Genomic DNA, 19,963 nt, shown 5'->3' with positions numbered 1-19,963 from the left:
AAACAATATCAATTATCATTATCAATTCTTTATTTAATAAAACTTATCAGATTTAAAAAAAACGGTCAGAAAATAAATAATTTCAATAAAAACAATATTTTAAAAAATACAGAACTGTTTTTATAGGACATGTATTGACCATATAAACCCTTTTCTGTAATTTCTTATCGGCAATACACTTTATAAATAATTTTAAAAATAATAAGGGATAAATATGGACCATCTAAAATCAATTACGTCTGAGAATGCACCTTGTGTAGACTGTTCTACTGACCCAATTGAATCTCTAAAAGCGATGTTCGTAGATATGGTACAAGCTGGACGTATTGCCAAAGGTCAATGCCCTGCTATGCGTCCTGTATTTCTGAAACCGCACGGTGTAGCAGCAGCAGAATTCGTTGTTCGTAGTGATCTCCCTGAAAATTTGCGTGTTGGTCTATTTGCAAATTTAGGCAAAAGTTATCCAACATGGATTCGATTCTCATCAGATACCACACCTACTCGTACAGATTATAAATCCACACTGGGTATCGGAATTAAATTATTTGATGTTGCTGGAGAAAAATTACTCGGTAATCCTCATGCCGATACCTTCGACTTCATCTTACAAAACTTTGATGCATTCTTTGTTGATACAGCTAAAGATATGTGCGAATTCACCAAGGCTGGAGTTGTTGATGGAGATTATGATCCATATCTTAAGGCACATCCAAAGACGTCTGAATTGCTTGATGCAATGGCAAAACCAGTCGCAAGTGTATTGGCATCACCTTATTGGAGCGGTTTACCCTTCCGTTTTGGAGAGGATCAATATGTCAAATATAAAATTGAACCGACATTCTATTTAGATCCCCCTACTCACTCACCGAATGATCCCTCATATCTCGCCACGGACCTGAATACTAGATTAAAAAATTCAGAAGCTCGTTTTCGATTCATGATTCAGCTAAGAACTGTTCCAGAACAAATGCCTTTAGATGAAGCAACTGTAGTCTGGCCGGAAGATCTGAGTCCACCTATTCATGTTGCGGATATTGTTATTCCTATTCAAGATATCAGCGCACGTGGTCAAGCAGAATACGGCGAAAATCTAGCAATGAATATCTGGCGTGTGACAGCAGAACATGCTCCTGTTGGTTCTATTGCTGATGCGCGACGTGTGGTTTATGCAGCCTCCGCAGAATTACGTCGTAATGTTAATGGTGTGCCACAAGGTGAACCAGACACACCTCGTCCATTAATGTCACCTGGAAATGCTGTTGATACGGATATTGTTCGTGCAGCGATTCATCCTGCTATTGGAATTGCACGGGTTGGTGATAGCATAAACGAGTTTTTTATTGGACCTGAAGTTGTCGATGCACCAGCCGATTTAAATCAACAACCTAATTCTTATCGTGATGCTACAGGTGCAATTAAAAGACAAGCAGCCCGTTTTCGCATTTATGGTTACAACGCAGCAGGCGAAGTTGTACGCGAATTAACTCCTGATAATGCAGATATTGTTTGGACTGTACACGTTGCGAATCGCAAAGCCGAATGGTATCAATTCCAATATGCGCTTGATATTCCAGAAGCTGTGAATGCCCCAGATAATGCTTTTACATTACGTAATCCAACCGTAAAAGATCGTAAAAAATTAGCAATTGATCCAGGACCGCGCAGTATTTTTGGTCGTAATGTATCAGGTGGTGCTGAACATCGTTTTGATACAGGTACGTTTCAAGCTGCTGCTGATCAACCCGTTACCGTACCTCTTGGAGAAATTCAAACTGATGAAAATGGTCGTTTAATTTTCTTAGGAGGACACGGAAAAGCAGCTTCACCAACTGATGCACCTGTATATGATCCAGATAACCCTCCAAGCTTTAACAACGCCAATGACTGGTATGATGACACTTCAGATGGTCCAGTAACAGCAACGGTGTCAATTAATGGAATTAGTATTCCTGTTGAATCCGCTTGGGTTGTTGTAGCTCCACCCAATTACGCACCCGATGTTGTAAGTTGGAGAACAATGTATGACCTGATGTGTGATGTTTATGTTAATGCTGGCTGGATGAGTATGCCTGAAATGCCTTCATTTACTAAAGACATTTTACCTTTGTTACAACGTCTAGGTGGCTTACAGTGGGTAAACAAAGGCTTTGCAGCTTATTTCGGTAAAGGTTGTCCAATGGATTTCACTAATCCGTCTTTGTTAGCCAAGTTGTCATTTAAACCTGAACAAGCCACTGATCCAGACCCATATAGCGAATTACGTCGTGCAATTCTTCATAGCTTCAGACCATTAAAACCGTCAGTTGCTGAACCAGTGACGTGGCCACATATTTGGCCTTGGATTTATGGTGATGCTTTTGGTAGCTTCCCTGAAAATGGTACAGGTAACATGCTCACCATGACAGGCCTACAACAAGGAATCTTACAGCATTGGGTAAATGGTAAATTTATCAATGATTGGACAACTGAAACACCTACAGTACCGACATCAATTGATCAAGTACCATTAGCACAACAACCAAATATGCTTGATCAAGCCGCTTTACATTATTGTTTGGCAGATACATTCCACCCAGGTTGCGAAATGACTTGGCCAATGCGTCATGCCAGTATGTACAATGCCCCTTTCCGTATTCGGTTACGCCCAAGTTCAGAACCAGAGCCTTATTATGGTTCGACCATGACTCCGATTAAAGTACAACAGGTTGATGGACCCTTATATGCACAAACTGCCGGAAGCATAACAAGATGGATGGCAATTCCATGGCAAGGTGATACTGCATTCTGCCGTTCAGGCTATGATCCAGACTTTGATCCATATTTACCAACTTTCTGGGCTGCACGAGTTCCAAACCATGTATTAACTGAACAAGATTATCAAAAAGTAATGAACCTAGATTTGCCAAGAGAAGAACGAATTGCAGCATTTAATCAACGTCTAAATTGGCTTCGTGCAATTAAAGATGCAAATACAGCAGAAGTGATGCTGCGCATGATTGCCCATTTTAATGAGTTGGGTATTGTTGAGGTACGTCCTGGTATCAAAGATGATCCAGATCTTCCTGAATATATCTATGTAGAAACATTAATCGCGGGACAACTCAAAACTGCGGCAGAAAATGCAACCACATTATTGCGCAATATAGCTCGACCTCTGACCGAATTAGAAAAAGCTGGATGGGCAGATCAAGAACAGCTATTGGCATTCCGTTCAGTTCGTGTACAAAAACGTTAAGATGGAAATTTTTGATGTCGATGTGTGCATAGCAGGTAGTGGTCCTGCTGGCACCATTGTGGCCAGACAGCTTGCGCAAGCAGGTTTATCAGTTACTCTAATTGATAGACCTGCACACAAAACACATAAATTTGGAGAGACTCTGCCCAGTGCAGCAATTCGCCTACTTAATAAACTTGGGCTTATTTCTCTAACCGCAAAATTAAAAACAGAGAATCAATTTAGCAATACTACCTACTCTGAGCATGTTGGCGGTAATATGACTTTTTGGGGAAGTAATATCTTATCAACCACAGATTATATCCATGACCCTTATGGCTTTGGATTAAGAATTAATCGTAAAAATTTTGATGAACTACTCAGAAAAGAAGCGCTCTTAAGCGGAGCAAGATTCTATCCATCAGATGTTGTAGCATTAGAAAAACATAATGGTGTATGGAAAATCAGGCTTGAAGATGGAAAAACAATCCATTCCAAATGGATTGTCGATGCAACAGGTCGCAGTGCAAAATTGATTAAACTTCTTGGGATTGAACGTTACCGTGGAGTTCCATTGGTTGCTTTATACCGTACCTGTACGCCCCAGAAAAATGTAAAACTGAACAGAACCATTATTTCTGCCAGCCAAAATGGATGGGTATACACAGGTAAAATCAATGATCATCAGTGGGTCATTGGATACCATACAACTCCCAAAACAGCTACTCAATTTCATCATGACAATAAACAATGGGAGCATCTGATTTCTAAGAATGTCGGTTTATACGATTTATTGGGCAATTTAGAATTTGGTAAAGATATTTTCTCTCATGATGTTCGTAGTAGTTGGTTGGAACAGCCAATAGGCAACGGTTGGGTTGCTTGTGGGGATGCATTACTTGCATTTGATCCTATTGCTGGACAGGGTCTGTTCAATGCTCTTTATACAGGTATGAAAGCCGCAGAAGCTATTTTAGCTACTCAGTATAATGAAAATAATCACAGAAACTACACCACTGAAATTAATAAAATTATCAATACTTATGAAAATCGTCGTTACCTCCTATACAAGCAAGAACAAAGGTGGACCGACAACCCTTTTTGGCAAGCACACCAAACCGTAGCAAAAACAACTTGATTATGTGGTTATGAACGAAGATTTTATGAGCATATTTTAAAAGTAAGACATAAACATAATCTATAAACACCCACATTTCGATAAAAGTTAAATATAAAATCAATAACTAAGAACAGCTTGTATTCTTACTCAAGTTTTGATGTACTAAAATACAGGATAGCAATAATTCCGATAACAACATCTTTTACCACAAAGTGTATCGATCCATCGCACTCAACAATAGCTGCGATGGGATAAGGAGCAAGTAAATGTCAAGTTATATGCCATCGATACGTTTCAGTTTCTTGTTATTTGCCATGACTCCTATTTTGATAAGCATAAGCGGTTGTTCTAACAACCTTCAGCAAAGAAAAACCATAACGAATATGCATCAACTTCCCTATCCAACCATTGATAGAGAACTCGGTGAAAAATTACAGCCTGATGAAGAAATAATAGCGAATCAAATTACAGAGCAAATTGTTCAATCAATTCGAAGTCAATACTCCTCTGGCAATGCATTGAGAGATGCACATCCCAAAGCGCATGGCTGCGTACGTGCAGAGTTTCATGTATTAAAATCTATACCCAAAAACTTAGCTCAAGGAATTTTTGTTCCTGATAAAACCTATTCAGCATGGATTCGTTTTTCTAATGCTTCTGGTGATGCCACAAGAGCTGATGATAAAAAAGATGCGCGTGGTATGGCAATAAAATTGTTAGGCGTCCCAGGTAAAAAAATCTTGGAAAATGATGAGCAAGCGCTGACTCAAGATTTTATTATGATTAACCACCCTGTATTTTTCGTAGATGAACCTTTACGTTATTTATCTTTTATAGAAGATACAAATAGCAAAAGTACTTTAAAAAAATTGCATATCCCTTTCGCATTAGGTTTTAAAGGAACACTCAACGCATTGGGAGCAAGCAATTCAAAAATATCGAATCCAGTTCAAGCTCGCTATTGGTCAATGGTTCCCTATCAATTAGGATTAGGTGCTGATCGTCAAGCAGTAAAGTATTCGGCAAGACCTTGCTCCCTAAATGCGGATACTATGCTTAATCAATCAGGTCCTAACTTTTTGAGAGCAGCTCTACAAGATACCTTAAATAAGAAAGATGTATGTATGGAATTTCTTATACAACCGAGAACATCAACTAAAATGCTTGTAGAAAATTCGATGAATGAATGGAAAGAAGACAAGGCTCCTTTTTATAAAGTTGCAACCATTCATATTCCTCAACAGGTTTTTAATACGCCTGATCAGAATAAATTTTGTGAAAACCTTTCATTTACGCCTTGGCATTCTCTACCTGAACATAAACCATTAGGTGCGATAAATAGATTACGTAAGGTAATATACGAAAATATAAGTATCGTCAGACATGAAATGAATTCTGCTCAGAGACAAGAGCCTAAATAGAAATGTTAAAGAAAATACTTTTAGAGAACATATTAGAAAATCTTTTGATAATTTAGCTTCTAATATATTGAAGATACTTTCTGAAGGTTTTAATCATAAATATTTAGCATTAATAAATGACAAAGATGATTGAATCAAATATTGATCTGATCAAATAGAATAAGTTATATAACATTTAAGTGAAGTCTTTTACTGACTTCACTTTTTTACCTTCATAGGGCTGAATATGAATAAGAAATTGATCGGGGCCATAATCGCTGTCGTTATCGTACTAGTTGGGGGCTACTATTATGCTTCCCCCTACCTCGTTCTCAATAGCATTAAGAATGCAGCACAAGCAGGTGACAGTGAGAAAGTCTCTGCATACATGGACTATCCCAGTGTCCGTCAGAGCTTCAAAGATCAAATGAATGCTTACATGGTTAAGGAAATGGCATCAAAAGAAACTAATGGTTGGGAAGCATTGGGAACAATGATCGCAACAACCATGGTTGATAAAATGGTAGATGCTGTCGTTACGCCTGAAGGTATGACATTGATGCTCCAAGGGAAAGACTTCAAGGACAGCTTAAAGCCATATACAGAGCAATCATCAAATCAGACAATTTCACAAGAAACGTTAGATTACAGCACACGTTATTTATCGATGAACATGTTTGAAGTCACATTCAAAAATCCAAACAATGAAAAACAGTTAAAAATCATTATGGAACGTGATGGCTTAAGTTGGAAAGTGAAAAAGTTTGTCATTCCAATGGATGAAGTCAAACCTCAACAAGCAGCACAACAACCCATCGAATCTGCTGTGGAAATACCAACAGAAACTGAGGTCCCAACAATTTCCGAGTCTACAATAGCATTTGATTTCTCAGGTGTTCAGAAAGGTTCACAATTAGAGTCTTGTTATCATGACCCATGTTCAATTGCACGTGTAATGGAATTTAAGCAATTAAACCAGACGCCAACCGAGACAAATATAGAGCTAACTGTTGTAGGAGGAAGTCGAGAGTTTGAGTCTGAACATATTGATTGGAATCATGAAGCACATAAAATTCAAATCCAGTGCTCTTTGACCAAGCCAATTGTTCAGATTGGAGAGCAAGTAACAGTCATTCCGTTAAATGCCTCTGGTGTCTCAGGTGTATTATGGTCAGATGCAGAAACTTATTTACAAGCTTGCCATAATTACACTGGAGAGATGATGGCTGGTATTCAGCAGTATGGTTATAACGTCCAAGAAGATGTTTGAGAAAGCAACATACAACAAGAACCATAAGTCTGGGGCGAATGTGATGACTAAGGTAACTGAGTCAGAAATAGAATTAAGGCGATAGAGCAACTTGAAGGATTAGGCTACCGTTATCTATGCGTAACTTGAATACCGCTAACAATGGAACACTAGTATATAAAGTTGCTTATTTTTCAACGGAACAGATCCAAAACTTAGGTAGAATTCTTGCAGGATCATTGGGCGGTCTAAATATTATTTATTTAAGAAGTTAAAATGAATGAAGCCATGCATATGCATGGCTTATTTTATGAATTAGTGCAAAATAATATGTAAAATTTCAGTGCAAAATTGCACGAAAACTTACAATTACATAGTGCTTACATAGATTTAGATATTAAAAAACCACTTAGGATTAGTGCACCTAAGTGGTTGTTTTATATGGTGGGCCCAGACAGACTTGAACTGTCGACCAACGGATTATGAGTCCGCTGCTCTAACCAACTGAGCTATAGGCCCTATACTTTATAACTGATTGTATTATCTACAATTCAGCTTGAATCCAATATTAGCGAAAATCATTTTTAATTACAAGTTTTTTCTTGAGTAGACCTATAGTAGACCGTAAAGAATATTGTAATATGATGCTAAATGTTGTGAAACAAGCGGATTCTAGCTTATGTCTGCAAACAGAGTAAAGCTTACTAAGTCATTTATTGATCAACTCGAATTAATTCCTGCGATTTATCGTGATAGTGAGTTAATTGGCTTTGCTGTGCGTGTAAATACTTCATATAAAACTTATATCGTTGAAAAAAAGGTTAATGGCAGGTCTACTCGGTCTACTCTAGGTATTCATGGCCAAATTACACTGTCTCAAGCAAGAGTATTGGCTCAAGAAGCTCTTTTAGATATGACGATGGGTATAAAACCAATAGATAAGAAAAAGAAGAAAATTGCAGATGCTAAATCAATTTTTGATATTGAAAAGTCTCAGCCGACTTTAAATGAGGCATACCAGGTATATATCGAGGAACGCACATTAAAACCGCGTACGTTGGAAGATTACAGTGATGTCGTTAATGGCTACTTAAAAGACTGGAAGGATACTAAGCTTAAAGACATTACTAGAACAATGGTTCAAGAAAAACACAAAGACCTATCAGTTAACAGTAAAGCTCAAGCCAATATGTGTATGCGTGTCTTTCGAGCTATATATAATTTTTCGATCGAACACTATTTGGATGATGATGAACAACCTATCATTCCCCCACTCAATCCAGTTAAAACTTTAACAGCTAAAAAGTCTTGGAATAAGATTCGTAGACGAAGTTCATATATCAATGAGGACAAGCTACCAGATTGGATCAATGCCGTATTAAATTTTGAAGATCGTGGACAGCAACTTGAGACCAACAAAGACTTTCTCATCACATTGATCTTAACTGGCTTTAGACGAGAAGAATGTGAATCGCTGGCATGGTCAGCTGTTGATTTAAAGTATGGCTATATCACTTCAGTAGATCCAAAGAACAATGAACCACATACGCTTCCTATGGGTGATTATCTTTGGAAGTTGATGAAAAAGCGTAGAAAGCAAATTACGTCAGAATGGGTTTACCCTTCTGCAAAATCTGAATCTGGCCACATTACTAATATTTCTAAAGTTAGAGCTAAGATCAATAAAAGTTGTGGTATCCAATTTACGTTCCATGACCTAAGGAGAACATATGGATCGATTGCAGAAAGTCTGGACTATGGTAAATATACAATTAAAAAGCTTCTGAACCACAAGAATGAAGATCAAAATGATGTCACTGCGGGTTATGTTCAAATCAGTGATAAAAAGTTAAGAGCTGCCATGAATGAGATAGAAATTATTGTCTTGGGAGAAAGTCGAAAAATTGATATTGATTTATAAATTTAATGGTATCAACGTTTAGAATACATAAATTTAAAATGAAAACCGCTCAGAAAGCGGTTTTCTGCATTATGGTTATTCAATTATGAAGCTTTGATTTCTTCTGAGTTTTTATATGTATCTTCCTGAGATTTACTAAACTCGAGTGAATCTTCGATCATGCTATTTGTAATCTGAAAAAGCCGAGTCAGTTCTTTAAATACTGATTCAGGTACATTGTAGACCTTATTCAGATATTCCATAGTTCGCTCATGTTTGTTCTGAATGGCATCGAGCATCGCTGCGATATCGGCAACTTGTTCATAAGCCAGTGCAAAGCCTTCGGCTACATCGTTTTCGTCATAAGATTTCATCAGGGTTTTCATTTTTATTCCCCCTTATTTATCTATGTTATTCAAAGAAAGAAAATTCGAATATTTTCCATCCATGTTCATCAATCTGCTCATTAAGCCTTGTAGATCCAGATTCTCATTTTGCCAGTCATGTGTTTGAGCGATTTGAAAGAGTGATACATAGTTGCGTTCGCCCAATAATAAACGTGCTTCGTATGCGCCATTTTTAAAATGGTCATGGATGCCATAGCTCATTTTTGGGTTTAGTTGCTGCATCGCATTACCGAACTCACTCCACCATTGGCTCAACCAAACCATGTGTAAAGCAAGATTGCGGATATTCGCCTCTTCTTCGAGACTACGTAGTTTCATTGTTTCAAGGAACGTAACTGAGTCATTGAAATGGATAGCAAGTAAATCTTTATAACTCGATACTTTGAAGTGCTGGTGGTGTCTATGCCACATCTCTGTACGTTTCTTGACGCTACCTTCGCAGCGACGATCGACGATTGCTTTAAGTTCGGCAATTTGACGGTTATTGATTTTAATACGGGTTTCGAGTTGATGTTGTTTAGGTTGCTCGACTTCTTTTTCCAAAATGTCTAATACCCATTTCCGGAATTCTTTGGAAACGGCAGTCTTTGCAAACATGGAAATAAGATATGCGCCACGTAATGAAAAAATCCGCATACCCAAATTGGGTAGCTGTGGATTTTCTATCACTTGCGTCATTTTATTAGTAAATTCATCTGCTTTACGGTTGAAGATTTTACTGACGGCATTTTCCTGTTTATAACCTAAAGTACGAGCTAATTCTGTAGATGTAATCCAAATTTGCTCGTCATTTTGTTGTATAGGATGCAATGTTACGGTATTAAATGTTAGACTATTCATATCAATTTTCTCGCTGAATGTTGGTAACTCGCCCCGTGATCCGCCAAGATTTTTCGGGGCGTTTTAATTTTAAAATAATGTCCACTGGACATATTGCAAATATATATGTCCACTTGATACCATGTCAACAGAATTTATTAGGGCGATGTCATGGGTAAACATTTAGGTGTTGCTTATAATTTGCGTTTACCGCAAGAACTAAAAGATAAAATTTCAGAGTCTGCTAAAGAGCTGAATCGTTCTATGAATGCAGATATTGTTGCCAGGTTGGAAAAGAGTTTTGAACTTAATCATTTGCATATCGGAATTGGATTAACTAAATATCTCAATCAATCTGATAATAGTGTAGGTTTAAATTTGTCTGACTATTCTTTAGAAAGTATTTCAACTGAAGATTTAATAAAGGAACTAGCTAAAAGGCTTGATGGATTAAGCGTGGTGGCAAAATAGACATGTCTAATATATTAATACAACTTCTTAACTCTTTAAAAATAGCTTTTGAAAACCCTAAACGTATTTTAGTTTATAGAGTCGTATTCTTAATATTAGCAGCACTTTTAACATTAAATATGATGTTTTACTTTCTTCAAGAAAAACTCAGTTTTCTAGATTATTTAAAACAAAATTTAGCATTTTATTTTTTTCTCCCATTATTGATGCTATTATTTTTTGAGATTAAATTGCAAACAGCTATCTCAAACAAAAATTTAAGTGATATTGATGCTGAAAGTGAAAATAGAGTTATCAATATTGTTAACAACAATGGAGATATTACTATAGGTGGGAAAAGTGAAAATATTTTAACCACTAAAAAATCAATTGTTGGGTTTTCTGAATACTTTATAAGTGTCATCAACTATCTTGAAATTAAAGCTATAGATTCTGATAAAAAGGCTTCTTTACTTTTGGATAATGGAAAAAGATTCTCTGTTTTCGGTATTGTTTTTTTTATTTTAGCAACAGTCATTTGGCAATTTTATATAACTACAATTGGTGAATTTAAGACACAACATATTTATGGAATTATCTCAACATCTTTAGTCTTCATTTTTATTGAGTTCATAAGTGCATGGTATCTACGTCAATATAAGAGCTTTTCAGACACCTCTACTTACCTCACTAAAATTAAATCTATTTTTGATAAGTACATGCTTATTTATCTAGTTTCAGTCGAAAAGGGTGATAAAGATTTTACTATTTTACTTGAACAACTAAGTTCCGAAATTAAATGGCCAGAAACATACCTGTTGAAAAATGCAGACGTGAGTTTTGCTAAAGATGCTTTAGAAACAATGACTACTATGGCACAAACGTTTAAGAATGAAGTTAAAAATAAAGAAGCACCATGAGGTGCTTCTTTATTTTTATTAAAGTTATTAATTTTAAATAAATAACTTTAATTAAATCCATTCCCCTAATATTTCTGCTCTATAGAAATCTGAATGGATGTCATATTTTGGCCCAACCATTTGTGAGTAAAAAAAACTTAACTCATCAGCACTTAACTCAACTAAATCACCTAACCACATTATCACAAACCCACAACGATTTACACCATACTTAATACTTCCCCCATTTTTCAAGCTAAGAAGTCCATAACTTTTTGAATATTTATTTATGTTATAGCCAGCTCCATGTTCAAACATCACAAGTAAATTTGGATTAAAATAAACTGGGGTTAAAAAACCATCTGAGGGAATATTTCTAATCAAGCCTGGTATAAAAAAATGCTCTACCATAGAGTAGTTAAAATTATTACTTTTATAAAAATTAGGATGCTTCTTATTAAATTTATTGAATTGATTTATTTTTGTTACTTCAAACCCATCCTTCAAATAATCCTCAATTATATACTTTGAGGTAGTTGGAAAAAAAATATCTCCTGTTTTTGGGTTAATTAAATATGGAAGCTTATCAAGAATGACTTTACTACCTTGAATATAAATCGTTTTTCTATCAAAACATAAATCAAGTGGATTCCCATCATTATCATAATAAGAGTTGTGACATACCAAACTATCTAGTTTCATTTATATTATGACCTACCATATATTTTATATTATCGGAATGAATTTCTCATGTGCCTCTTTTAAGTACTTTTGAGAACTTTCTTGCGTAACTTCATATTGAAGATGATTATTAATAAACTGTAACTTTGCACGAGCATCCGCAATAACTTCCGCCCAACTTTTAACTAAAACTGTAATATTTAACTCACCATCTTGAAATATCACACTCTTTGGCATATTTCTTTGGTTTGCTTTTCTAGTGGCATAAGCATCTAGTTCATTTGAAATTGCAAGAAATGTCCATTTAGCTTTTACATTGAGAAATCTTTCATCATCGGCAACTGCGATTGCATACTTTTCAATCTGACTTAAAACATCTGAGTCTATCTTTTTTGATGGCCGTTTTAACTCAACTACTAAATAGTCAAATTCACCATCACGAGGTTGATCAACCTTATTTAACATAAGATCAATACGTCCTGTTCGACCATCTGGCAACACGACAGGATTTTTGACATCAATTTCATCAGCTCTACTCCCTAATTTAGAGATATGTTTTTCTAATACTTTTTCAAGCCTTTCTTCTGAAAGTGATAAAGCAAATTGCTCATCAAAAATCCAAGCTTCTTTTTCTAAAATTTTGTGTAATTGATCACGCTCAGTAAAAATCTTTTTACTTTCGCCAAAGAGCAACTCCTCCAACCCATCTAAAAAGTTTAATCTATTAGTTACAATTGATGCAGATGAAATAATTGAAGATAGTGTTGTATTATCTAATAGCTCAGCCAACTTATCTTGATCCTCTTTCTTTAAATCCAAAATCTCAGTAATAATTTTTTGAACAGATTCTGGATTTTCAGTAATAGCTTGAGCAATTAGTTTAAACATAAATTTCTTAGAAGTCTTTTCAGTTTTTTCAAAATTAGGTAAGAATGTTTGTACATTAGCAGCAAGAATATCAAATACTTCTTGTTCTGCTTTTTCTACAGAGGTAAAACTAGTTTTTTCTTGGTAAGGATAAATATTCTGGTTTTTCCATTCTTGAACAATTCCACTATATTTTTCTGCCATTCTTTTTCTGAAATGTTCTTGAATTGTAGAAACAGCGATATCAAGAATTTTTCCAACGGTTGGCTCAAGTTCTCTTAGAGAAAGTACCCCTTCATTTTCTAATGCCTGAAAATACTCACTTTTCAAATAAGCAGTAAAGTTAAAACCTTTCGCTTTAATCCTATGTCTTGGCTCGTATTCTTCTAATGAAATTCCTTTAGCTGAACACAAATTTATTACTCTATCCGTTTCAATATTCCATTCAATAATAGTTAATTTAACAGGATGTGTTGTTATTTCACTGCAATCATCAGTTAAGTCATAGTCCTTTGAACAAATCTGCACACTTTTTGGATCAATCTTTATACCGTTAAAATGTAGTTCAAGATGTGGAAACTCCGTTAAGAAAACTGCGAAGCTTTTTGTAAGCTCACTTCGTGTTTTTTCTTTTAATAACTCACTAGCTTTCTTATACAAATTGGAAATAATAACTTGGGTTCCATTTTGACCTTTATGTTTTTTTTCTACATTACCTGTTTTAAATTCCTCAATTTTATTATGATTTCCAATTATAGAATAAGTATTGAATGTATTTTCATTTTTATATGTTGTTTTCCATTCAATATTTCCTCCTAAACAAAAAGCCTTAAATCGTCCTTTTCCATTTTGTCCATGTAATGGGTGATGATATGTATCTTTTTTTTGTTTTTTCCATGAGTCACCAATTTCCCCAAAGTATAATTCGACATCTCTATAGGGAATGCCCTCACCATAATCTTCAACTAAAATACTATCTAAAGTATCTAAACCGTTATAATTAAAGCTTACGGAAACTACATGCGAAGAAGCATCAAAACCATTCCATATTAGTTCACTCAATGCTTTTGTAGCTGAAGCTTCTGTTAAAGTTTTAATATGTCCAGGCGTAGCTATAATTTTTATAGGTTTAAGGGTTTGTGCCTTTGTAGTCATGTCATTCACAGTTTTAATTCATGCAATATGATTTAGCAAATAATGTACCTTATCATTAGTTTATATGAAATACCTAGACATGACTAAATTCACGTTTTGTCAACCAACTTTTATGACTATTTTTTGATTTTGTCAACTAATTAAGAAAACTCAAACTCCTTTCACAATTGCTATACCCATTGGATCGTTATTTATAAGTAGATAAACAGCACTATCAATTGACTTAAGGGTATATTTAAAACCGAAAAATTGGGGAAATTTCCCATTAAGTTTTGAAGACAGGAATCATCATGATTACATTGCACCACTTAGACCAATCACGTTCTTTCCGCATTTTGTGGTTACTAGAAGAAATCAAACAACCGTATCAATTGCAACGCTATTACCGTGACAAAACTACTCATTTAGCACCTGAGTCACTAAAAAAAATTCACCCTCTAGGAAAATCTCCTGTGATTGAATGGCAAGGTAAAGTCATTGCAGAATCAGGAGCTATAGTAGAGTTACTAATTCAAAGACTTGCACCACATCTCGCACCAGATACAAATGACGCTAGTTATGCAGATTACCTACAATGGATTCACTTCGCAGAAAGCTCAGCAATGGTGCCATTTTTATTAAAAACGTTTAATCAAATAGAAACTAAACACGGCACAAAATTAGCATTTCTAGAAAACTATACTCAAATCGAGTTTGATAAAGTTTTTGGTTATTTAAATGATTATTTAAAAGATAAATTATTTTTGGTGGACGATCGTTTAACTGGCGCCGACTTTATGATGGGATTTGCTCTTCACGGGTTAATTCATCATATGAAACAAGGTGAAAAATATCCCCATATCAAAAGCTATGTCGAACATTTGAGCTCACTACCAAGTTGGAAAGCTGCCGTAAAAATTGAACAAGATGGTGTGGCTATCTAAAAAAAATAAGAATAGTTAAAGTACGTTTAGAAAAACCAACCTGTGAACCAAGCCCTCTTGCGAGGGTTTGATTCACAAATTTCAGTATGATTATGAAAATGACTGGAGAAATATAATGCTATATCCGTGTTTATAACATTGGTATTGGACAAGATAATAAAGAATATCTGATAGATTGAAAACTGTTATAGATTTGTATTATATTGTTGACAGTTAAAGCATTTCTAAAAGTAATAAAACTATGCCAACTTTTATCTCAGCTCTTTTAATAATTGTCGGATTTATATTTTCCGTCTTCGGAATGATAATTGGTCCACATATATTTAATAATATGATACAAAATGCCACACAGCGCAAAGCAATAAGCTTTGCGTCTATGTTTCCCGGAATATTGATACTGTCCCTTGGGTTTTATTTAAGTTGATGAACTTATATTAAATTCAGATATAAATTATATTCAGCTTGATTTTGTAACTTAATCAAGCTGAGTTTGTTGAATTTTATCTAAATGATGTTGTCTCATATATAAGAACAATGGCAGCCCTACTGATGCTCCACCAATAAAAGAAGCTGCTATAGGAATCCACAAGCTTGTCATTTTCAGTTTCTTACCTTCGTTTATTATCATGAATGTGATAACAATCACAGTTACAACAACATCTAGCCAAGCAAAAGCTGCTACTGGATTTTCTAAGATCTGTTTTATAAAGAGTTCTATATTAATGCCATACTCAATCAACCAACGTATAAGCTGTGAAAATGGAAGTACGATCCCAACAAGAGTAAGTATTACATAAATTTTTCTCATGATTTTATATGCCTATAATAAATTAGTAATAAGAATTATTAGTACATTTAAAATATCATACTAAATTCATGACATTTTTTAAAAGCATATAGTCTTAGACTTTTTATGGTTTGCATAAAAATAATTTGTGATCAGAAACTTCAAATTGGTAAGTCAGTCAAAATTAAAATGCTCACTACCAATGTGATAATGAGCGGTTTTATTTCAAAATAAAAATTATATAAGCTATTTTTATTCATTAAACAAAATGAGTATGTGTAATGATTTCCAATGGTTCATTTGGCTCTATTTTATTTATACGAGCATCCAATTCAGCAGCCCACAATAAGTCTCGGAAAAGAACATACCTAAAGTGACCTTTAATAGAGTTGACAGGGAGTAATTGAATTTTGTTAACAAAATTATCGTAGGGTGCTGGTATCCAATCAAAACCACGTATATAACGATGGGTAAAGTTTGTTCTTGAGTATCTTGCACCTTCCGCATAATTAGCTACCAACCAAAATCTTGGGTCTCTTTCATCAGAATTAGCCATTGCATCTTTTTCTTTTTCTGGACGCATATCATATATTCGACCACTTGGATTAAAAGTCCATGCTTCTGATACATATTTTGATGTATCAGGATGTAAGGCGACATGAGCAGCAAGTGCACCGCCTAATGAAAAACCAGTGACAACTACTTTATGTATGTTTGGATATTTTGCTACAAGAGATTTAAGTAGCTCACGAGCTTGTTCGTGTTGTGATTGACCACCTAAAAAATCAGCAACAATCCAATCATACCAAATATTCTGAATACTATTCATTTGTGAACCAGTATAGGCAATAACCAATGCCTCAATTTGATCAAAATTATTTTTATCATGTAATAAGAAAACTCTTGCTTGAAATCCCTTGCTGCCTATAAATGGATCTGGTTGAATCGGTTTTAAGCGAGTTGGTATTTCAATCCAATGGTCTTTGTCTTCTTGTCCATCTCCCTGTAAAGATAATGCAGCTGCCGTTACATACATGTACCCCTTTCTCGCAGCTATTAGCTCATCTTTACCAAAAGGTCTTGCCTTTTCTTCTAAATATGGCTGATTACCTAAGTATTTGCTTTTCTTTTTAGGAGTAGATGCACGTCCTATTGATTTAATCTTTGTAAGGATTGATTGAAACATTTTTTTATCCATAATTAAAATTTATATTAAATTTAAATTCATATAAATCAAGTAGTAGAAATGAATTTAAATAAGATTAAAATGCTCACTATCAATGATGATAATAAGCATTTGAATTTTTAAAAGAATCTCTGATTACTTATGTAAGAATAATGCTCTCTCAGCCTCACGACGCCGAACCAAACCTTTTAAAACTTTTCCATCGCCACGATTCCACACTAAAATTTGATCAGCTGCACCTTGATAGTCTTTATTATTTAGCTTTTTGAGCAATGTCGAATTTTTAAATGCATTTGATCCTATGTTGTAACTTAGTGAGACAAGAGCATCAAACTGATTCTGAGTGAGATCAACTTTCACAAAGTTATTGATTGTTTTTTCAAATTCTTTCATATCGTGAGCGAGATATTCATTCGCTTGTTCAAGCGTACAAGTATCTCCATCCTTTACTTTAATACCATTAGGATAGATTGTTGTTCCTATTCCGATTGTCCAAACCTTCGCAGGGCATAAATAAGCCTCTAAATAACAGCCCTCAAATTCAGAGATTAATTTAATCCCATTAGAACTGATCACCATACTAGAATCAGAAATATCATGGGCGATTCCGATTAGCTCAGCATATTTTCCAGACACCCAACCTGTTTTAGATTCTAATCCTATATCTATTTCGATCCAACCAGTGTCTGATTGTTTTAACAATTCATATTCAGTACCCAATTTAGCAATACCTAATTCTTTAGCACTTTTATTAGGTTCTTCTCGAATATAACAATTTCCCCCGACAATTTTAACCCGCTTAGTACCTTTCGACATTGAATCAGTTACTTCTTGTTCACCTAATTTATTCATTAATAATTCATGTGTTTTTAAGTCATATACCCCTATATTTCCTAAGTAATTTAGGTATTTTTGTAATCCTTTTAATGCTACTTCAGTTAAATCTCCAAAATCACCATCTGCACCCCATTTACCACACTCAAACCCCAATTCAATTAAATGAGTTTGTAATTGTTGTACATCTCGCCCTTCAGAACCATTTTTTAATTCACGTTCACCAAGAGCATAGGTATCCTGAATATCCTTACCCAAACTAATACTGTCACCATCATCTAATACAACTACGGTATGACCTTTTGTTTTAGTAACTAAAATATCTCCTCTTTTTAAATAATCTGGTTGGGTTGTATAAATATCACCTAGCATTTCAGTGAATAATTTTGTTTTCAGCAATATAGAAGCTTGATTTCCAGTATAGAATTCTTCAATTAAATTTGAGATTCCATTTTTTCTGAGTGCATAAAGTATACAAACTCGTACCAAAGCAGAACAGTCGGTTTCACATGGTTGATCTGCCTTACTAGGATCAAATTTATCATCTACTATTAGGTCATATAAAGTATTCCTTTGTATTTGATCATATCCAATCAAATCATTATTACATGCTGCTTCCATCGCTACTGCTATACCCTTAGCTACAGCATCATTTTGAGCTCTAAGAACTCTCCAACCTTTACTATGCACTTTATAATTACTGATATAGACTTCTTTTCCAGTATTATCTCCAGCTATCCCACCAGAGATTTTACCATTTTCACCTAAACTAGCTTGCCCTATTTTTGTCATACTATTCACCTTATTTATATTGTTAGTGTTATTTATAATGAAATAGAGGTTTAATATCCTCTAAGCATTAAAATTTTCTCTATACATCAAAAATCACATAAATATTTTGACTATTTTTCCTTAGTTTCAGTAGGAATATAATCCAATACTTTAATATTGTAGACTTCTTTTATGAATAGATAAAAAAATGTAAGGGATATAGTAAGTACTACTATACCTACAACAGAAGACGTAACCTTTATTTTTTGACTATCAAATTCCGCTGTATTTTCTCCAAAATCTTTTGTTGAAGCTCCTTTTATTAATTGATATGCAGAAAACAAGATACCGCTAAATACTAAAGCAACAACCATCCATAAGATGATATTGGAAGCAAATAATTGCCACTCCAAAACAGCAAGATTTTTCTCCATTAATTGATCTGTATATTTAATTTGTTTTTTTAAATAAGATTCTCTTAGTTCAGATGTTTCTTTATCTTCAATTACCACACCATTTTTTAATGTATCAATATTAGGTAAATTTAGTTTAGGTACAGAAACAAGAAGATCTGGATTTCCTATCCTTAACACATTGATTTTATTTATACCACTACTATCACCCGAATCAAATGGTATAGTTAATATTGTAGAACTAACTGAATCTTTCGGAATGCCTCCATATTTCTTACTGTCTTCCAATTCTTTTAAAGTTAAATCCTTTATAGAAAGCTTATCTTCTGAGAAACCTAAAACTGGAACAAGACATAAAGTAAGTAATAAAATTAAAATTCTCATAGCTACCTCTTTCTTTTAATGAATAATTATTTTTTAATTAATACTAAACAACGTTAAATATAATAAGTCAAATAAAATTCGATAAAAACCACCCGTAGGTGGTATTAACAGGATCACCGTTATTTAAAAATAGAACTAAACGTCTCTTTCACTTCGACTATGATTTCAGCAAGTGACTTACCTTTCATAAGCTGTACAGCTTGATACAGGATACCGATGCATAGCATTCCGAAAACTGCAAACATCAACATGACAAAACCTTGTGCCATATGCGAGTAATGCGCTGCTAATTCATAGTATTCAATGAAAGCTGAACCTCCATATAAACTAATAGCTACACTAAAAACGAATTTCATAATCACACTAACATTGATTTTAATTCGCCCCTCTTTGTCGATGTCCCCAGATAAAGTGAGTGCAAATATCGCCCCAACCACTGCAGCTAAAATTTTAATGAACCAAGGCAAAGCTTTAATTGAAAGTTGTTCATGCATTTCTGTTTCT

The 19,963-nt window shown here is 34.6% G+C and carries 17 protein-coding genes, 1 tRNA gene and 1 pseudogene; 8 read left to right on the top strand and 11 right to left on the bottom strand.

The genetic code is table 11. The annotated features are described in order from the left end of the window. Positions 1–214 precede the first annotated feature (214 nt). From AAV96_RS09255 to AAV96_RS09240, 4 genes are all read left to right on the top strand, one after another. Positions 215–3,235 (top strand): LodA/GoxA family CTQ-dependent oxidase, encoded by a 3,021-nt coding sequence (locus AAV96_RS09255; RefSeq protein ID WP_046739085.1) that lies wholly within the window; start codon positions 215–217, stop codon positions 3,233–3,235. A gap of 1 nt (position 3,236) precedes the next feature. Beyond that, on the top strand, positions 3,237–4,352 hold the full coding sequence (locus AAV96_RS09250) for a tryptophan 7-halogenase (RefSeq protein ID WP_046739084.1): 1,116 nt from the start codon (positions 3,237–3,239) through the stop codon (positions 4,350–4,352). A gap of 248 nt (positions 4,353–4,600) precedes the next feature. Further along, positions 4,601–5,755, top strand: a complete 1,155-nt coding sequence (locus AAV96_RS09245) for a catalase family protein (RefSeq protein WP_046739083.1) — start codon at positions 4,601–4,603, stop codon at positions 5,753–5,755. Between the two features lie 226 nt (positions 5,756–5,981). Beyond that, positions 5,982–7,004, top strand: a complete 1,023-nt coding sequence (locus tag AAV96_RS09240) for a DUF2939 domain-containing protein (RefSeq protein ID WP_046739082.1) — start codon at positions 5,982–5,984, stop codon at positions 7,002–7,004. 421 nt (positions 7,005–7,425) lie between these two features. On the opposite strand, the gene AAV96_RS09235 is transcribed toward AAV96_RS09240, so the two are convergent. Further along, a tRNA-Ile gene (locus tag AAV96_RS09235) sits at positions 7,426–7,502 on the bottom strand. A gap of 160 nt (positions 7,503–7,662) precedes the next feature. Here AAV96_RS09235 and AAV96_RS09230 point away from each other — a divergent pair. Further along, positions 7,663–8,904 carry a site-specific integrase gene (locus AAV96_RS09230; protein WP_046739081.1) on the top strand — a complete coding sequence of 414 codons (1,242 nt, stop codon included), beginning with the start codon at positions 7,663–7,665 and terminating at the stop codon, positions 8,902–8,904. An 83-nt stretch (positions 8,905–8,987) separates the two neighbouring features. Here the strand turns inward: AAV96_RS09230 and AAV96_RS09225 are convergent, their stop codons facing one another. Together AAV96_RS09225 and AAV96_RS09220 are read right to left on the bottom strand one after the other, a co-directional pair. Next, positions 8,988–9,269, bottom strand: coding sequence for a hypothetical protein (locus AAV96_RS09225; protein WP_046739080.1), 282 nt, complete (start codon positions 9,267–9,269; stop codon positions 8,988–8,990). 12 nt (positions 9,270–9,281) lie between these two features. Then, positions 9,282–10,130, bottom strand: a complete 849-nt coding sequence (locus tag AAV96_RS09220) for a Bro-N domain-containing protein (RefSeq protein ID WP_046739079.1) — start codon at positions 10,128–10,130, stop codon at positions 9,282–9,284. A 150-nt stretch (positions 10,131–10,280) separates the two neighbouring features. Between AAV96_RS09220 and AAV96_RS09215 the strand changes: the two genes are divergently transcribed. Next, positions 10,281–10,580: an Arc family DNA-binding protein gene (locus AAV96_RS09215; protein WP_046739078.1), complete on the top strand. Its 300-nt coding sequence runs from the start codon at positions 10,281–10,283 to the stop codon at positions 10,578–10,580. Between the two features lie 2 nt (positions 10,581–10,582). Continuing rightward, a complete protein-coding gene (locus tag AAV96_RS09210; protein ID WP_046739077.1) occupies positions 10,583–11,479 on the top strand; it encodes a hypothetical protein in 897 nt (298 codons plus the stop codon). A gap of 51 nt (positions 11,480–11,530) precedes the next feature. Here AAV96_RS09210 and AAV96_RS09205 read toward each other — a convergent pair whose 3' ends face one another. Continuing rightward, the gene (locus tag AAV96_RS09205; protein ID WP_046739076.1) at positions 11,531–12,160 is read right to left on the bottom strand and encodes a hypothetical protein; all 630 of its coding nucleotides are present in this window, start codon (positions 12,158–12,160) and stop codon (positions 11,531–11,533) included. A 24-nt stretch (positions 12,161–12,184) separates the two neighbouring features. Next, positions 12,185–14,161, bottom strand: a complete 1,977-nt coding sequence (locus AAV96_RS09200; protein WP_046739075.1) for an ATP-binding protein — start codon at positions 14,159–14,161, stop codon at positions 12,185–12,187. A gap of 290 nt (positions 14,162–14,451) precedes the next feature. Between AAV96_RS09200 and AAV96_RS09195 the strand changes: the two genes are divergently transcribed. Then, complete coding sequence (locus AAV96_RS09195; RefSeq protein WP_046739074.1) at positions 14,452–15,084, top strand: glutathione S-transferase family protein; 633 nt, start codon at positions 14,452–14,454, stop codon at positions 15,082–15,084. Positions 15,085–15,559: 475 nt separating this feature from the next. On the opposite strand, the gene AAV96_RS09190 is transcribed toward AAV96_RS09195, so the two are convergent. The 6 genes and pseudogenes from AAV96_RS09190 to AAV96_RS09170 all read right to left on the bottom strand — a co-directional run bounded on the left by AAV96_RS09190 (position 15,560) and on the right by AAV96_RS09170 (position 19,953). Next, positions 15,560–15,892 carry a DUF2834 domain-containing protein gene (locus tag AAV96_RS09190; protein WP_046739073.1) on the bottom strand — a complete coding sequence of 111 codons (333 nt, stop codon included), beginning with the start codon at positions 15,890–15,892 and terminating at the stop codon, positions 15,560–15,562. Between the two features lie 238 nt (positions 15,893–16,130). Beyond that, positions 16,131–17,057, bottom strand: coding sequence for a lipase family protein (locus tag AAV96_RS09185; protein ID WP_046739072.1), 927 nt, complete (start codon positions 17,055–17,057; stop codon positions 16,131–16,133). Between the two features lie 135 nt (positions 17,058–17,192). After that, positions 17,193–17,636 carry a lysozyme gene (locus AAV96_RS09180; RefSeq protein ID WP_081407489.1) on the bottom strand — a complete coding sequence of 148 codons (444 nt, stop codon included), beginning with the start codon at positions 17,634–17,636 and terminating at the stop codon, positions 17,193–17,195. Between the two features lie 54 nt (positions 17,637–17,690). Next, positions 17,691–18,263, bottom strand: a pseudogene (locus AAV96_RS18565) (peptidoglycan-binding protein); the annotation flags it as partial. 530 nt (positions 18,264–18,793) lie between these two features. Then, positions 18,794–19,459: a hypothetical protein gene (locus AAV96_RS09175; RefSeq protein ID WP_046739071.1), complete on the bottom strand. Its 666-nt coding sequence runs from the start codon at positions 19,457–19,459 to the stop codon at positions 18,794–18,796. A 119-nt stretch (positions 19,460–19,578) separates the two neighbouring features. Beyond that, complete coding sequence (locus tag AAV96_RS09170; protein WP_046739070.1) at positions 19,579–19,953, bottom strand: hypothetical protein; 375 nt, start codon at positions 19,951–19,953, stop codon at positions 19,579–19,581. Positions 19,954–19,963 lie beyond the last annotated feature (10 nt).

The organism is Acinetobacter sp. AG1, from assembly GCF_001005525.1.
Lineage (GTDB): Bacteria > Pseudomonadota > Gammaproteobacteria > Pseudomonadales > Moraxellaceae > Acinetobacter > Acinetobacter modestus.
The sequence above is the reverse complement of the archived record's forward strand: the minus strand, read 5'-3'. Positions and strand labels throughout refer to the sequence as shown.

Coding starts and splice junctions, on each gene's coding strand:
- AAV96_RS09210 (WP_046739077.1), top strand. CDS start 10,583: ATGTCTAATATATTAATACAACTTCTTAACTCTTTAAAAATAGCTTTT.
- AAV96_RS09175 (WP_046739071.1), bottom strand. CDS start 19,459: ATGAGAATTTTAATTTTATTACTTACTTTATGTCTTGTTCCAGTTTTA.
- AAV96_RS09200 (WP_046739075.1), bottom strand. CDS start 14,161: ATGACTACAAAGGCACAAACCCTTAAACCTATAAAAATTATAGCTACG.
- AAV96_RS09250 (WP_046739084.1), top strand. CDS start 3,237: ATGGAAATTTTTGATGTCGATGTGTGCATAGCAGGTAGTGGTCCTGCT.
- AAV96_RS09220 (WP_046739079.1), bottom strand. CDS start 10,130: ATGAATAGTCTAACATTTAATACCGTAACATTGCATCCTATACAACAA.
- AAV96_RS09215 (WP_046739078.1), top strand. CDS start 10,281: ATGGGTAAACATTTAGGTGTTGCTTATAATTTGCGTTTACCGCAAGAA.
- AAV96_RS09225 (WP_046739080.1), bottom strand. CDS start 9,269: ATGAAAACCCTGATGAAATCTTATGACGAAAACGATGTAGCCGAAGGC.
- AAV96_RS09170 (WP_046739070.1), bottom strand. CDS start 19,953: ATGCATGAACAACTTTCAATTAAAGCTTTGCCTTGGTTCATTAAAATT.
- AAV96_RS09240 (WP_046739082.1), top strand. CDS start 5,982: ATGAATAAGAAATTGATCGGGGCCATAATCGCTGTCGTTATCGTACTA.
- AAV96_RS09190 (WP_046739073.1), bottom strand. CDS start 15,892: ATGAGAAAAATTTATGTAATACTTACTCTTGTTGGGATCGTACTTCCA.
- AAV96_RS09195 (WP_046739074.1), top strand. CDS start 14,452: ATGATTACATTGCACCACTTAGACCAATCACGTTCTTTCCGCATTTTG.
- AAV96_RS09230 (WP_046739081.1), top strand. CDS start 7,663: ATGTCTGCAAACAGAGTAAAGCTTACTAAGTCATTTATTGATCAACTC.
- AAV96_RS09180 (WP_081407489.1), bottom strand. CDS start 17,636: ATGGTGATCAGTTCTAATGGGATTAAATTAATCTCTGAATTTGAGGGC.
- AAV96_RS09245 (WP_046739083.1), top strand. CDS start 4,601: ATGTCAAGTTATATGCCATCGATACGTTTCAGTTTCTTGTTATTTGCC.
- AAV96_RS09255 (WP_046739085.1), top strand. CDS start 215: ATGGACCATCTAAAATCAATTACGTCTGAGAATGCACCTTGTGTAGAC.
- AAV96_RS09205 (WP_046739076.1), bottom strand. CDS start 12,160: ATGAAACTAGATAGTTTGGTATGTCACAACTCTTATTATGATAATGAT.
- AAV96_RS09185 (WP_046739072.1), bottom strand. CDS start 17,057: ATGTTTCAATCAATCCTTACAAAGATTAAATCAATAGGACGTGCATCT.